Genomic DNA, 14,630 nt, shown 5'->3' on the forward strand with positions numbered 1-14,630 from the left:
CGGGTGGATGGCCCGATAAGTATGTAAAGCGAAACTTGCGAGGTTTCGTCGGTAAAGTCGGGCCGTGACCAGAGGGCAGAAAATCCTCGCCGGGTCCGTGCTGACCCTGCTGATCGCGCTCACCGCCTGCACCGAGCAGACGCCGCGCCCGTCCGGACCGGCGTCGGTCCCGCCCGGCCAGCAGGCCGAGCCGCGGGCCACGCCGGCCCTGGAGCTGATCGCCGGCATGCCGCCCTACACCTCCACCACCAACGTGTACGCCGCCGCCGGCGCCGATCAGTTCATCGAGGCGGTACGCGGTGACAAACCCCTGGTGTACGTGCCGAACACGGGCAGCGACGACGTGTGGGTGATCGACCCGGAGACGTACGAGGTGGTGGACAAGTTCCCCGGCGGCCCGGAACCGCAGCACGTGGTCCCCTCCTACGACCTGCGCACGCTCTACGTCGCCTCCAGCCAGGTCCCGTCCGGCGGGCTGGTGCCGATCGACCCGCGTACCGGCACACCGGGCGAGATGATCGACGTGCAGGACGTCTACAACCTGTACTTCACCCCCGACGGCAAGCAGGGGATCGTGGTCGCCGAGTTCTACCAGCGACTCGACTTCTACGACGCCGCCACCTGGGAACGGACCAGCTCGGTGACCTTTCCGGAGTGCGCCGGGATCAACCACATGGACTACTCGGTCGACGGCCGGACCATGCTGGTGAGCTGCGAGTTCGACAACCGGATGCTGGTGGTCGACGCGGTCACGCGGACCAAGGTGCGCCAGTTCGACCTGGACGTGGTGGCCGACGGGATGCCGCAGGACACCCGGCTCACCCCGGACGGGCGGCACTTCCTGGTCGCGGACATGATGGCGGCCGGTGTGTACGTCTTCGACGGGGCGGCCACCCGACGGACCGGGTTCATCCCCACCGGCAAGGGCGCGCACGGCATCTACTTCAGCCGGGACGGCACCCTCGCGTACGTGACCAACCGGGACGAGGGCACCGTGAGCCTGATCGACCTGGCCACGCTCACCACGGCCGGACTCTGGCGGATCCCCGACGGGGGCAGCCCGGACATGGGCGGGCTCTCGGCCGACGGGCGGGTGCTCTGGCTCTCCGGCCGCTACCACGACGAGGTGTACGCGATAAGCACCGCCGACGGTCGCCTGCTGGCCCGGATCCCGGTCGGCTCCGGCCCGCACGGCCTGACCATCTGGCCCCAACCGGGCCGCTACTCCCTGGGCCACACCGCCAACATCCGCTGACCGGGCCGCCGCCTACCCTGCGGCCATGGATCTCGTACGCGCACAGGAGCTGTGGAACCCCGAGCCGGGCTGGCTCAACACCGCAAGCTACGGGCTGCCGCCGCGACCGGGCTGGGAGGCGTTGCAGCGGGCACTGGGCGAGTGGCAGGTCGGGGCCACCTCGTGGGAGGGGTGGGGTGCGGCGGCCGACCGGTCCCGGACCGCGTTCGCCGGGTTGGTCGGGGTGCCGGTCGCCGACGTGTGCGTGGGCGCCGGGGTCTCCCAGTTGCTCGCCCCGATCGCCGCCGCACTGCCGGCCGGCACCACCGTACTGGCGCCGGAGGAGGAGTTCACCTCGAACCTCTTCCCCTGGATGGTGCACACCGACCGGGGCGTACGGGTACGGACCGTACCGGCGGCGCGGCTGGTCGAGTCGATCGACGCGTCCACCGACCTGGTCGCGTTCAGCCTGGTCCAGTCCGCCACCGGGGCGGTCGCCGAGTACGAGTCGGTGGTGGCGGCGGCCCGTACACACGGCGCCCTGGTGGTGGTCGACGCGACCCAGGGCTGCGGCTGGCTGCCGTTCGACGCGGGACTGGCCGACGCGGTGGTGGTGGGGGCGTACAAGTGGTTGATGGCACCCAGGGGTGCCGCGTTCGGTTACCTCGCCCCGGCGCTGCGGGACCGGCTCACCCCGCTCGCCGCCGGCTGGTACGCGGGCGAGGACCCGCACGGCTCCTACTACGGACCGCCGCTGCGCCTGGCCACCGACGCCCGCCGGTTCGACCTCTCCCCGGCCTGGTTCAGCTACGTCGGGGCGGCACCCGCACTGGAACTTGTCGCCGAGATCGGCCTGCCGGCGATCCGGGACCACAACGTGGCCCTGGCCAACCGGTTCCTCACCGGCCTCGGGCAGCCGCCCGGCAACAGCGCGATCGTCACGGTGGACGTACCCGGGGCGGAGGAGCGGCTGGCCGCCGCCGGCATCCGGGCCGCCGTCCGAGCGGGCCGCGTCCGCGCCTCCTTCCACCTCTACTCCACCCCCTCGGACGTGAACCGCGCCCTCTCCGCCCTCACCTGACCCCACCCCCAACGCGCGTCGATCTAGGGCAAATACGTGTTCCTGGAGATCCACTAGCACGTATTTGCCCTAGATCGACGAGGAGGGGGAGGGGAGGGGGGAGGGGAGGTGGGGGGAGGGGAGGGTGAGGGGGGTCACAATTCGAAACGATACGGTTCCGTATCGGTTAGGAGGGGGCTAGGTTCTTTACGTTACGAGTCTGTTCCGTATCGTTTTGAGGATACGGAGTATCGGGGTAGGGGCGTTTTGATGCAAAACCCACAACCGTTCGAGAACACCGGGCACCCACGGCGGTGGGCGATCCTCGGCGTGCTGGTGATCAGCCTGCTGGTGGTGGTCCTGGACAACACGATCCTCAACGTCGCCCTGCGTACGTTGTCCGACCCGGTACACGGGCTCGGTGCCAGCCAGGGCGAGCTGGAATGGGCGATCAACTCCTACACGCTGGTCTTCGCCGGCCTGCTGTTCACCTTCGGGGTGCTCGGCGACCGGCTCGGGCGCAAGCGGTTCCTGCTGCTCGGTCTGGCCATGTTCGGGGCCTCGTCGCTGCTCTCCGCGTACGCCCAGAGCCCCGGCCAACTGATCGGGGCACGGGCACTGATGGGCCTCGGCGGTGCGGCGATCATGCCGGCCACCCTGTCGGTCATCTCCAACGTGTTCGACCCCCGCGAACGGGCCCGCGCGATCGGCATCTGGGCCGGCGCGGTCGGCCTCGCCGTGGCGATCGGCCCGATCCTGGGTGGCCTGCTGCTGGAGCACTTCTGGTGGGGCTCGGTCTTCCTGATCAACGTGCCGGTGGTGCTGGTCGGCCTGGTGGCCGCGTTCATCCTGGTCCCCGAGTCGCGGGACCCGCGACCGAACCGGGTCGACGTGATCGGCGTACTGCTCTCGGTGATCGGTCTGGTCGGCCTGACCTACGGCATCATCGACGGCGGTGAGCACGGGTTCGACCGCCCGCTGGTCTGGACCGCGATCATCGGTGGGCTCGCCGTACTGGCGGCGTTCGTCTTCTACGAGCGGCGGATCGAGTTCCCCGCGCTGGACGTACGGCTGTTCAAGCTGCCCCGGTTCGCCGCGCCGGTCGCGGTGGTCGGGCTGACCTTCTTCGCCGCCATGGGCGTGATGTTCTTCAGCTCGTTCTACCTGCAACTGGTCCGGGGCTACGCGCCGCTGCACACCGGCCTGCTGTTCCTGCCCTTCGCCGCCGCGCAACTGATCTTCGCCCCGCGCAGCGCGGGCATGGTCAAGCGGTACGGCGCCAAGGCGGTCTCCGCATTCGGGCTGACCCTGACCGCCCTCGCCCTCGCCGTGTTCATCTTCGTCGGGGCGGAGACGCCGATCTGGGTCCTGCTGGTCTCGTTCTTCTTCCAGGGCATGGGGATGGCGCACATCGTCGCCCCGGCCACCGAGTCGGTCATGTCCGCGCTGCCCCGGGAGAAGGCCGGCGTCGGTTCGGCGGTCAGCAACACCGTCCGGCAGGTCGGTGCCGCACTCGGCGTCGCGGTGCTCGGATCGGTGCTCTCCGCGGTCTACCGGGACCAGATCGCCGGGTCCACCGCCGCGCTGCCCGGTCCGGCTCGGGACGCGGTCAACGAGTCCATCTCCGGTGCGTACGGCGCCGCCGCCCAGATGGGTCCGGCCGGCCAGGGTGTGATCGGCGCGGCCAACGACGCGTTCGTCTCGGCCATGCACTGGGCCTCCGGACTGTCGGCCATCGTCGTGGTCCTCGGCATCCTGGTGGTACTGCGCTGGATGCCGGGACGTGCCGCGACCGACGCGCACGTCCAGCCGGAGACGGCGCCCGCGCCGGAACTGGCACCCGCGTCATAAGTCGGAAACAATGACCGACATGACCACCACCGCTGATGCTCCGCGGTCGCCCGGGCGACCGCGGAGCACCCGCGTCGACGAGGCGATCGTCGAAGCCACTCTGGACCTGCTCGCCGAGGGCAGCACCATCGAGGCGCTCTCCATCGAGGCGATCGCCGCCCGTGCGGGCGTCGGCAAGGCGACCATCTACCGTCGCTGGTCCGGCAAGGACGCTCTGATCATCGACACCCTCCGGACCCTCAAGGGTCCGCCGACGATGCCGAACGGGGCGACCGCCCGCGAGGACCTGGTGACGCTGCTCAGCCAGGTGGGCCACAACCCGGACTCCCGAGCGGCGTCGATCTTCCCGTGCATGATGCCGACCATCCAGCGCGACGCCGACATGCACCGGCTCTACCAGGAACTGCTCGAACCCCGCCGGCAGGTGATGCGGGACGTGCTCCAGCGGGGGATCGATCGCGGGGAACTCCGCCCCGACTTCGACATCGAGCTGACCCTGGCCATGCTCACCGCACCGGTGCTGCTCCAGCGGCTGCTGCGCTGGCACCCGAAGCTCGGCATCGCCGACGACGACCTGCCCGAGCGGGTGGTCGACGCCCTGCTCACCGGCATCGGCGCCGCCTGACACACCCGGACGCCCGGCGTACGGGCGTCAGGGGGTGGGCGTACGGAGGCGGTGCAGCCGGAGCGCGAGCTGGACCTCCAGCGCCCGCTCCGGCTTCTGCCAGTCCGGGCCGAGCAGTTGCCCGACCCGCTCCAGCCGCTGGGTCACCGTGTTCACGTGTACGTGCAACTGCTCGGCCGCCCGGGCCAGGCTGCCACCCACCCCGAAGTACGCCTCCAGCGTCTTCACCAGCGCCGTACCGCGCCGGGCGTCGTAGTCGACCACCGGACCCACCGTGTCGGCCAGGAACCGGGCCACGTCCCGGTCGCCGTCCTCGGTGACCGCGCCGAGGAGCAGCCCGACGAAGCCGAGTTCGGCGGTGCTCGCCCCCTCGCCGGCCCGGCCGAGCGCCCAGAGCGCGGTCAGGCAGCGGTCCGCCTCACGGAACGCGGTGCCCAGCGACGCCGGCCCGGTGGACGGGCCGCTGGAACCGGCGGTCACCGGCCGACCGGTCACCCGGGACAGGTCCCGGACCACCGCCCGCGCCGCCCCACCGGCGTCCTGACCGGGCAGCATCAGCACCACCCGGCCGTCGCGGGCCGCGGCCAACCCACCCCGGGTCGAGGCGTACGTGGTCGCCCACGACACCACCCGCTGCCGGGCCGAACCGGTTGCCGCGATCACGTCGTCCCCGACCGCCACCAGTACGTGCGGGGCGTCGAGTTCCACCCCGAGTCGGCGGGCCCGGCTGCGCAGCGCCTCCGCGTCGCGTACCGGGCGGGCGATCAGGTCGTCGAGCAGTTCACCGCGGACCCGTCCCTCGGCCTCGGCCACCGTCCGGCGGAACAGCAGCAGCAGCGCGGTGACCAGTGCCGCCCGCTCCAGGATCCGCTGGTCGGCGTTGACGAGTTCGTCGTCGGGATGCAGCACCAGGGCGCCGAGGTTCTCCGTACCGGCGACCACGGCGGCGTACCAGAGGGGTCCCCGGCGGACGCTGCGGCCCTCGGTCCGGGACGCGACCACGGCCTCGACCAGGGCCGACCGTTCCGGCTCGTCGATGGTGCCGACCCGGGCCAGGAGCCGGCCCTCGGCGTCGAGCGCGAGCAGCGCGCCTCCGAGCACCTCGGTCACCGCCGCCGCCACGTCCTCCACCCCGCCGCCGCGCAGCACCAGCGCGGTCATCCGGTCGTGGGCGGCGGCGGCCCGCTCGACCGACGCGCTGTGGGTCTGGATGGTGCCGTTGGCGAAGGAGAGTTCGGCGAGCGCGGCCTGGGTCTCGGCGAGCAGCCGGGCGGTGTCGATCGCGACCGCCGCGTGCGCGGCCAGCGAGACCAGCAGGGCCACCTCCTCGCGGGCGAACGGTCGGGCGGACCGGTTGGCCGCGTAGAGCACCCCGATCACGCTCGCACCGAGCCGCAGCGGTACGCCGAGGATCGCGACCAGCCCCTCCTCGCCGACCCCGGCGTCGATCTCCCCGGTGTGGTGGAAGCGGGCGTCCTCGGGATAGTTCGCGGTCGCGTACGGGGTGCCGCTCTGCGCGACCAGACCGCCGAGTCCCGCCCCCATCGGCAACCGCAGCCGCTGGAACCGGGCCGAGACGGAACCGTCGGTCACCCGCATGTACGTGTCGCCGTGCGCCTCGTCGTTGAGCGTCATGTACGCCACGTCGGTGCCGAGCAGGTGCCGGGCCCGGTGCACGATCGCGTGCAGCACCGCGTCCAGGTCACGCAGGCCGGCGAGATCGCTGGCGGTGTCGTACAGGCCGGAGAGTTCGACCTCGCGTTGGCGTCGTCGTTCCAGCAGCGCGCGCACCCGCAGCGCGACCACCTTGGCCTGTTCCAGCTCGGCCAGCCGCTCGGCCGGCAGGCCGGCGGCGCGGGCGGCGACCAGCGGCCCCTCGAACTCCACCGCCGCGGCCTCGCGGGCCAGTAGCTCCAGGAACTCGATCGGCGACGACATGGGACCCATTGTGCGGGTGGGGATCTTCAGTTTGCTGTCCAGCCCCCGTCGACCGCGATCGCGGCGCCGGTGATGAACGACGCCGCGGGCGAGCACAGGTACGCCATCAGTTCGGCGACCTCCTCCGGCTCGATCAGGCGTTTGATCGCGGCCCGAGCCAGCATGATCTTCTCGACCACCTCGCTCTCCGGGATGCCGTGGGTGGCCGCCTGGGCGGCGATCTGCCCCTCGACCAGCGGGGTACGCACGTACGCCGGGTTGATGCAGTTGGCGGTCACCCCGTGCGGGGCGCCCTCGAGCGCTACCACCTTGGAGAGCCCCTCCAGGGCGTGCTTCGCCGACACGTAGGCCGACTTGTACGGCGACGCGCGCAGCCCGTGCACGGAGGAGATGTTGATCACTCGCCCCCAGCCGCGCTCGTACATCCGGGGCAGCGCCCGCTGGATGATCAGGAACGGGGCCTCCACCATCACCCGGTGGATGTACGCGAACCGCTCGGCCGGAAAGTCCTCGATCGGGGCGACGTGTTGCAGGCCGGCGTTGTTCACCACGATGTCCACGGCCGCGTCCAGCGCCGAGGTCGCCGCCGGGTCGGACAGGTCGGCGGCCACGGCGTGCCCACCGATCTCCGCCGCCACCGCCTTGGCCGACTCGGCGTTGCGGTCGACCACGGTGACCTCGGCCCCGGCCGCCGCCAGCCGGACCGCGCAGGCCCGACCGATGCCGCTCCCACCACCGGTGACCAGCGCGCTGCGCCCCGACAGGTCGAGCCGTACGACGTGGGGATCCGCCACGCTTTCTGCCGTCATGGCGCAAGAAGCTACGACCCTGACGGGCAGGCGCACATGGGCAACGAACACATACTCGCCGGGGAGCCTATGTGGCTCCGACGGAGCGGGCGTGTCGCCGTGTCCCCGTTTCGACGCCGCCAGTAGGGTGTCGAACACGTGTACTGCCGGTGCGTAGGGGAGGGGGCGGCGTGCGGGTGCTCGGCGTCGACCCGGGGCTGACCCGGTGCGGAGTCGGTGTGGTCGAGGGCGTCCCCGGCCGACCGTGCACGCTGATCGCGTACACCGTGGTCCGTACCGATCCGGCCGCCGACCTGTCGCTGCGACTGCTGCACCTGGACCGGGCGCTGACCGAACTGGTCGCCGAGCACCAGCCGGAGAGCGTCGCGGTCGAGCGGGTGTTCAGCCAGTCCAACACCCGGACCGTGATGGGCACCGCCCAGGCGAGCGCGATCGCCGTACTGGCCGGCGCGCGGGCCGGGCTGCCGGTGCAGACGTACACGCCGAGCGAGGTGAAGGCGGCGGTGACCGGGTCCGGTCGCGCCGACAAGGACCAGATCACCGCGATGGTCACCCGGCTGCTCCGGCTGGACGCGCCGCCGAAGCCGGCGGACGCGGCGGACGCGCTGGCACTGGCCATCTGTCATGTGTGGCGGGGCGGGACCCGTGCCCGGCTGGCCGCAGCGGCGGACGCCGTCGCCCGGCGGACCGCGGCGGTCACCGCACCGCGACGTCCGGGGGCGGGCGCCGCCCGACGTGGAGGAACGCAATGATCGCGAGTGTGCGGGGCGTGGTGGCCGGGATCGGGGGCGACACCGCGGTGATCGAGGTCGGTGGGGTGGGGCTGGCCGTGCACTGCGCGCCGGGCACCCTGGCCGGGCTCCGGATCGGGGTCGAGGCCCGGTTGGCCACCACCCTGGTGGTCCGGGAGGACTCGCTGACCCTCTACGGCTTCGCCGACGACGACGAGAAGCACCTCTTCGAGCTGCTCCAGACGGCCAGCGGGGTCGGTCCCCGGTTGGCCCAGGCGGTGCTGGCGGTGCACTCGCCGGACGTGGTCCGCAAGGCGATCGCCAACTCCGACACCGCCACCCTGGTTCGGGTGCCGGGGATCGGCAAGAAGGGCGCCGAGCGCCTGGTGCTCGAGCTGCGGGACAAGATCGGGCCGGTGGCGATCGGCCCGGACGGCGCGGGCGGTGTGGTCGGCGGGGCGTGGCCGGACCAGATCCGGCAGGCGCTGGTCGGGCTCGGCTGGAGTGTCGCCCAGGCAGACCAGGCGGTGGCCACCGTGGCGGAGACCATCGACGGCCCGACACCGCCGGTGCCGGTGCTGCTCAAGCAGGCGATCCGGCTGCTTGGTAAGACCCGATGACCGACTCCGAGGACCTGGTCTCGGTGTACGCGGACGACGCCGAACGGGACGCCGAGGTCAGCGTCCGACCGAAGCGGCTGTCCGACTTCATCGCCCAGCACCGCGTACGCGACCAACTCGACCTGCTGTTGAAGGGCGCCATGGGCCGGGGCGCCCCGCCCGACCACATCCTGCTCTCCGGCCCGCCGGGCCTGGGCAAGACCACCCTGGCGAACATCGTCGCGGCCGAGCTCGGCACCGGCATCCGGGTCACCAGCGGCCCGGCGATCGAGCGCTCGGGTGACCTGGCGGCGATCCTGACCAGTCTCGCCGAGGGCGACGTCTTCTTCATCGACGAGATCCACCGGATCGCCAAGCCGGCCGAGGAACTGCTCTACAGCGCGATGGAGGACTTCCGGGTCGACGTGATCGTCGGCAAGGGCCCGGGTGCGACCGCCATCCCGATCGACGTGGAGCCATTCACCCTGGTCGGTGCGACCACCCGGTCCGGGCTGCTGACCGGGCCGATGCGTGACCGGTTCGGTTTCGTGGCGCACCTCGACTTCTACAGCGCGGCCGATCTGGAGGCGCTGCTGCACCGTTCGGCGCGCATTCTCGGCGTACCGATCACCGAGGAGGGCGCGGTCGAGATCGCCGGCCGGTCGCGGGGCACGCCCCGGATCGCCAACCGGCTGCTGCGCCGGGTGCGGGACTTCGCCGAGGTCCGGGCCGAGGGCGTGGTCACCCTGGAGACCGCCCGCGCCGCCCTCAAGGTGTACGACGTCGACGCGCTCGGGCTGGACCGGCTCGACCGGGCGGTGCTCACCGCCTTGATCGACTCGTTCCGGGGCGGGCCGGTCGGCCTCTCCACGCTGGCCGTGGCGGTGGGGGAGCAGCCGGACACGGTGGAGGAGGTGTGCGAGCCGTTCCTGGTCCGGGCGGGGCTGCTGGCCAGGACTCCGCGCGGGCGGGTGGCCACCGAGGCGGCCTGGCACCATCTGGGGCGTACTCCACCGAATGGTACATTTGGTGCCAGTCCGAGCGCGGCGCCCGATCTGTTCAGTGCCGAGTCGTAAGCGCCGTGATGTGTTTGTGATCCGTGCCGCATTCGGCGTACACAGACTCACCGACTAGACTTCGCCGCGATCTGTCTGTAGAGACAGGAGATTTCGCTTTCGTCGTGACGTACCACGTTGCGGCGGAGCCAATGGGAAGGTCATATCGTGGTTTTGGAAGCGGCAGCAAGCGGCGGTGGAGCCGGCAGCTTCACGCCGATCCTGATGATTGTCCTGCTCTTCGGCGTCATGTATTTCATGATGATCCGGCCGCAGCAGAAGCGCCGTCGCGAGGCTGAGAACATGCAGTCCTCGATCGGCCCCGGCGATGAGGTGGTCACCATTGGCGGCCTCCACGGCACCGTCGCCTCGGTCGAGGACGAGACAGTCACCCTCGAGGTGGCCCCCGGTGTACACAACAAGTACGCGCGGCCCGCAGTGGCCCGGGTGATCAACTCGGCTCCTAAGCTTGAGACGATCTCGGACGAGGTCGAAGCAAAGGAGTGACCCACCCCCCGGTGTACGGGGCGGGTCACTGATCGAAGATAGTTAATAGCTGTGCCGGCGTGACCCCACGCCGGAGAGGTACGCATGTCGCCGGGCATGCCGGCGCGCCCATCGCCGCCCACCACCAGCGGCCGAACCGTGCAGGGAGACAGGACAGCCGTGGCACCACCTCAGGGACAGATGCACCCCGGGCGGCAGCTAGCCGTACTCGGGGGCATCTTTGTCGTCCTCTACCTCTTAGTCTTCTTCGCCGGCGGTGCTAGCGGGAGCTTCCGCGACCGGTTGGAGCCGAAGCTGGGTCTCGACCTCGTCGGTGGCACCCGGATGACGCTCGAGGCGACCAGCCTCAACAACCAGCCCCCCACGGCCGAGAACCTGGAGGAGGCCCGGCAGATCATCGAGAACCGGGTCAACGCCCAGGGTGTCTCCGAGGCCGAGGTGGTGACCGAGGGCAACCGCAACATCGTCATCTCGCTGCCCGGCCAGAGTCGGGACCTCAGCGAGGTCGGCAACGCGGCCGAGCTGCGGTTCCGCAAGGTGATCAAGGCGACCGACGGCGGGGAGCCCGCAGCGGCCCAGCCGACGCCGCCGGCCGGCGCGACCCCGACCCCGTCCGGTGCGGCGGCGAACCCGTCCGCCGGTGCGACCCCGAGCGCCCCCGCCGCGGGTGCGCCGAGCACCACCCCGTCCGCGGGTGGTCAGGGCGGGATGGCACCGGCCCCGACGCCGAGCGCCGGTGCCACCAGCGCACCCCCGGCGACGCCGACCCCGAGTGCCTCGGCCTCGGCGGCCCCGGTGCCGCAGAGCGTGGAACAGGCGCGGGCCGCGGTCCAGCAGAAGGTGGGCCCGGCGGCCTGGCAGGCGGCGAGCGCGCTGCAGGCGCCGGCCGACCTGACCACCGATCCGACCCTGCTCGACACGCTCAAGCCGTTCGGCGAGCTGACCGGTCGTGAGGTCGCCGCGCTGCCGGCGGCCATGCAGTTCAACGTACCGACGATCACGTGTGACCTGCTCGGGCAGCGCCCGCCGGCCTCGATCAGCGCCCCGGACCAGCAGGTCGTGGCCTGTGAGGGCCCGGTGAAGAACCTGCTCGACGTGGCCAAGGTGCTGGGCACCGACGTCAGCGACGCGAGCGGCGTGCTGGACCAGAACAGCCAGTGGGTGGTCAGCCTCGACTTCACCGGCGACGGACAGAAGAAGTGGACCGACCTGACCCGCGAGGCGTTCGGCAACAAGGGCGGTACGTGCGACCAGAGCGCGCTCGGCCAGGACGGCAACTGCCGGGTCGCCGTGGTGCTCGACAACGCGATCGTCTCCTCGCCCGAGATCCAGGGCGTCCTCACCGGCGACTCGCAGATCACCGGCAACTTCACCAGCAAGGACGCCAACACCCTCGCCGGCCAGCTCCGCTTCGGTGCGCTGCCGGTGACGTTCGAGCCGCAGGAGCAGGAGAGCGTCTCCGCGACGCTCGGCTCCAGCCACCTCAAGGCCGGTCTGCTGGCCGCCGGTGTCGGCCTCCTGCTGGTCGCGATCTACTCGTTCTTCTACTACCGCCTGCTCGGTACGGTCATCATCCTCAGCCTCGGGCTCTCCGCCCTGCTGGTGTTCGGTGCGCTGATCGTGCTCGGCCGGCAGATCGGCTTCACGCTGACCCTCGCCGGCATCGCCGGATTCATCGTCTCCCTGGGTGTCGCCGCCGACTCGTTCGTGATCTATTTCGAACGACTCAAGGACGAGATCCGGGAGGGACGCAGCCCGCGTAGCGCGGTTCCCCGCGCCTGGGCCCGGGCCCGGCGGACGATCATCTCGGCCAACGCCATCTCGATCCTGGCCGCGGTCGTGCTCTACGTGGTCTCGGTCGGCACGGTGAAGGGCTTCGCCTTCGCGCTCGGCCTGGCCACGATCCTCGACCTGGTCGTCGTCTTCCTCTTCCGGCACCCGATCATGACGATGTTCGCCAACACCAGGGCCTTCCTGTCGCCCCGGGTCAGCGGACTCGGACGGGTCCTGCACAAGGCCGAGGCCGAGCCGACCGAGCCGCGCAACCCGCGCGCCAAGGAGGCCTAGCATGAGCGAGCCAGTCATCCAGGGCAGCGCCCCGGCCCACCCGGCCGTCGCAGAGCAAAGCGAGGTAGCGGCATGAGTCGCCGTAGCGGTCTGGCCACCCGGCTCTACCAGGGCGAGGCCGGTCTCAACATCATCGGACGCCGCCGGGTCTGGTTCGGCATCGCCGCCGGGCTGGTGCTGATCGCGATCCTGGGCATCTCGATCCCCGGGTTCAAGCTCGGCATCGAGTTCTCCGGTGGCAACTCCTTCCAGGTCCCGGCCAGCGTCGGCTCCATCACGCACGCCGAGGAGCAGGTCGACGCGGCACTGGGCAGCCTCGACGGTGCCGAGGCGGCGCACGTCGTCTCCACCCAGACGGTCAACGGCGTCGGTGGTTCGTTCTACGAGCTGCGTACCACCGAGCTGAACACCCAGCAGTCCAACGAGGTGCAGGCCGACCTGGCCCAGAAGTTCGGCATCGCCGAGGACCAGATCAGCATCAACCAGGTGAGCGCGGCCTGGGGTGACCAGGTCACCGAACGGGCCCTGCTCGGTCTGGTGGTCTTCGTCGTACTGGTCATGATCTACCTGATCCTGCGGTTCGAGTGGCGGATGGCGGTCGCCGCCGTCTCCTCGCTCTTCCTCAACCTGGTGCTGACCGCAGGCATCTACGCCCTGGTCGGCTTCGAGGTCACCCCGTCGACCATCGTCGGCTTCCTCACCATCCTCGGCTTCGCGCTCTACGACGTCGTGGTGGTGTTCGACAAGGTCCAGGAGAACACCCGCGGGATCACCGCGAGCGGCACCCAGACCTACGGCGAGGCGGCCAACCTGGCCATCAACCAGACGCTGATGCGGTCGATCAACACCGGTCTGGTGGCGCTGCTGCCGGTCGGTGGCCTGCTCTTCATCGGTGCAGGCCTGCTCGGCGCGGGCACCCTGGAGGACCTCGGCCTGGTGCTGTTCCTCGGTATGGGCATCGCGGTCTACTCCTCGATCTTCTTCGCGACCCCGGTGCTGAGCCTGCTCAAGGACTACGAGCCGCGGATCCAGACGCACACCAAGCGGGTCCTGGCCCGGCGCTCCTCCGGCGGCGGACGACCCGCCTCCGGTGCCCGCCGGCCGGCCGCCCGTACCGGCGAGGAAACGGTCGACGACGACACCGCACCGTCCGGCCCGACCGACGAGGAGGCGGCGGCGCTTGCCGGCGCGGCCCCGAAGGTCGGTGCCCGTCCGGCCGGCAAGCGGTCCACCGGTGGTGCCCGGGGTGGTCGACCGGGTGGCGGCGGCGGTAGCCGGCCCAGTGGGGCCAAGCGCCGCTGACCCTGGCGAAACAGGCGACGGAGGCGTCCGGCATGCTGGCTTCGGCGGCGTGCCGGGCGCCTTTCGCATCGCGTATCGGCACGGATGTCCGGTAACGCGGACGTCCGGTGAGAGGAGCAGCGTGACGGAGACCCAGACCGGGGTACGGGGCGACAGCGGCCCCGCCACGGCGGAACTGGTGGCCAGCCGGGTGCTGGACGTACCGGACTTTCCCCAGCCCGGAGTGATGTTCAAGGACCTGATGCCGCTCTTCGCCGACGGCGCGGTGTTCCGCCAGGTGATCGACGAGATCATCGGGTACCACGGGCGGGACTCGTTCGACGTGGTCGCCGGCATCGAGGCGCGTGGCTTCGTGCTCGCCGCCGCGATCGCGTACGCCACCGGGCTGGGTGTGGTGCCGGTACGCAAGGCCGGCAAGCTGCCCCGGGCCGCGTACGCCGCCTCCTACGCCCTGGAGTACGGCGAGGCCACGCTCGAGGTGCACCAGGACGCCTTCACGGCCGGTCACCGGGTACTGGTGGTGGACGACGTGCTCGCCACCGGCGGTACGGCCGACGCGACGCTGAGCCTGGTCGAGCGGGCCGGTGGGACCGTGGCGGGGCTGTCCGTACTGCTGGAACTCTCGTTCCTCGGTGGCCGGGAGCGGCTTGCTCCCCGTCCCGTACATGCACTTCTGACGGTTTAGCAGCTCTTGTCACCGGGGACCGATCCGGTGCGTGCGGGGGAGCGGCATCCGGCCGTCGAGACGGGTAGCATTGCCTTTCGCTGACCAGGTGGAGGCCGTTCTACCAGGCTGGTGCAGGACCAGGTCGACCGGTTACGGTCGGCTCGTCCCAAGCGAGGTGTGAGGAG

General features: G+C 71.1%; 13 protein-coding genes. 11 read left to right on the forward strand and 2 right to left on the reverse strand.

The window, feature by feature from the left end; all coding sequences use genetic code 11:
- The first annotated feature begins 64 nt into the window (after window positions 1-64).
- The 4 genes from ACWEFB_RS15355 (at window position 65) to ACWEFB_RS15370 (ending at window position 4,770) form a co-directional block, all read left to right on the forward strand.
- Window positions 65-1,255, forward strand: a complete 1,191-nt coding sequence (locus ACWEFB_RS15355) for a YncE family protein (RefSeq protein WP_452285847.1) — start codon at window positions 65-67, stop codon at window positions 1,253-1,255.
- Window positions 1,256-1,280: 25 nt separating this feature from the next.
- On the forward strand, window positions 1,281-2,315 hold the full coding sequence (locus ACWEFB_RS15360; protein ID WP_452285849.1) for an aminotransferase class V-fold PLP-dependent enzyme: 1,035 nt from the start codon (window positions 1,281-1,283) through the stop codon (window positions 2,313-2,315).
- Between the two features lie 249 nt (window positions 2,316-2,564).
- A complete protein-coding gene (locus tag ACWEFB_RS15365) occupies window positions 2,565-4,145 on the forward strand; it encodes an MFS transporter (protein WP_452285851.1) in 1,581 nt (526 codons plus the stop codon).
- Between the two features lie 19 nt (window positions 4,146-4,164).
- Window positions 4,165-4,770 (forward strand): TetR/AcrR family transcriptional regulator, encoded by a 606-nt coding sequence (locus tag ACWEFB_RS15370; protein WP_452285853.1) that lies wholly within the window; start codon window positions 4,165-4,167, stop codon window positions 4,768-4,770.
- 27 nt (window positions 4,771-4,797) lie between these two features.
- Here the strand turns inward: ACWEFB_RS15370 and ACWEFB_RS15375 are convergent, their stop codons facing one another.
- Together ACWEFB_RS15375 and ACWEFB_RS15380 are read right to left on the reverse strand one after the other, a co-directional pair.
- A complete protein-coding gene (locus ACWEFB_RS15375) occupies window positions 4,798-6,717 on the reverse strand; it encodes a helix-turn-helix domain-containing protein (RefSeq protein ID WP_326559515.1) in 1,920 nt (639 codons plus the stop codon).
- Between the two features lie 17 nt (window positions 6,718-6,734).
- A complete protein-coding gene (locus tag ACWEFB_RS15380; protein ID WP_326559514.1) occupies window positions 6,735-7,517 on the reverse strand; it encodes a 3-hydroxybutyrate dehydrogenase in 783 nt (260 codons plus the stop codon).
- 170 nt (window positions 7,518-7,687) lie between these two features.
- On the opposite strand from ACWEFB_RS15380, the gene ruvC reads away from it, so the two are divergent.
- The 7 genes from ruvC (at window position 7,688) to ACWEFB_RS15415 (ending at window position 14,463) form a co-directional block, all read left to right on the forward strand.
- A complete protein-coding gene (ruvC, locus tag ACWEFB_RS15385) occupies window positions 7,688-8,269 on the forward strand; it encodes a crossover junction endodeoxyribonuclease RuvC (RefSeq protein ID WP_326559513.1) in 582 nt (193 codons plus the stop codon).
- Window positions 8,266-8,868, forward strand: coding sequence for a Holliday junction branch migration protein RuvA (gene ruvA / locus ACWEFB_RS15390; protein ID WP_326559512.1), 603 nt, complete (start codon window positions 8,266-8,268; stop codon window positions 8,866-8,868). The genes ruvC and ruvA overlap by 4 nt, the downstream gene beginning before the upstream one ends.
- Entirely contained in the window at window positions 8,865-9,923 is a 1,059-nt protein-coding gene (gene ruvB, locus ACWEFB_RS15395) for a Holliday junction branch migration DNA helicase RuvB (protein ID WP_452285856.1), read from the forward strand. Before ruvA ends, ruvB begins: the two co-directional genes overlap by 4 nt.
- A 153-nt stretch (window positions 9,924-10,076) precedes the next feature.
- Window positions 10,077-10,409 (forward strand): preprotein translocase subunit YajC, encoded by a 333-nt coding sequence (gene yajC, locus ACWEFB_RS15400; RefSeq protein ID WP_326562960.1) that lies wholly within the window; start codon window positions 10,077-10,079, stop codon window positions 10,407-10,409.
- A 159-nt stretch (window positions 10,410-10,568) separates the two neighbouring features.
- Complete coding sequence (gene secD, locus ACWEFB_RS15405) at window positions 10,569-12,476, forward strand: protein translocase subunit SecD (protein ID WP_452285858.1); 1,908 nt, start codon at window positions 10,569-10,571, stop codon at window positions 12,474-12,476.
- A gap of 72 nt (window positions 12,477-12,548) precedes the next feature.
- Entirely contained in the window at window positions 12,549-13,778 is a 1,230-nt protein-coding gene (secF, locus tag ACWEFB_RS15410; protein ID WP_452285860.1) for a protein translocase subunit SecF, read from the forward strand.
- A 121-nt stretch (window positions 13,779-13,899) separates the two neighbouring features.
- Window positions 13,900-14,463 (forward strand): adenine phosphoribosyltransferase, encoded by a 564-nt coding sequence (locus ACWEFB_RS15415; RefSeq protein WP_452285862.1) that lies wholly within the window; start codon window positions 13,900-13,902, stop codon window positions 14,461-14,463.
- Window positions 14,464-14,630: the final 167 nt, after the last annotated feature.

It is taken from the genome of Micromonospora sp. NPDC004704, assembly GCF_053601675.1.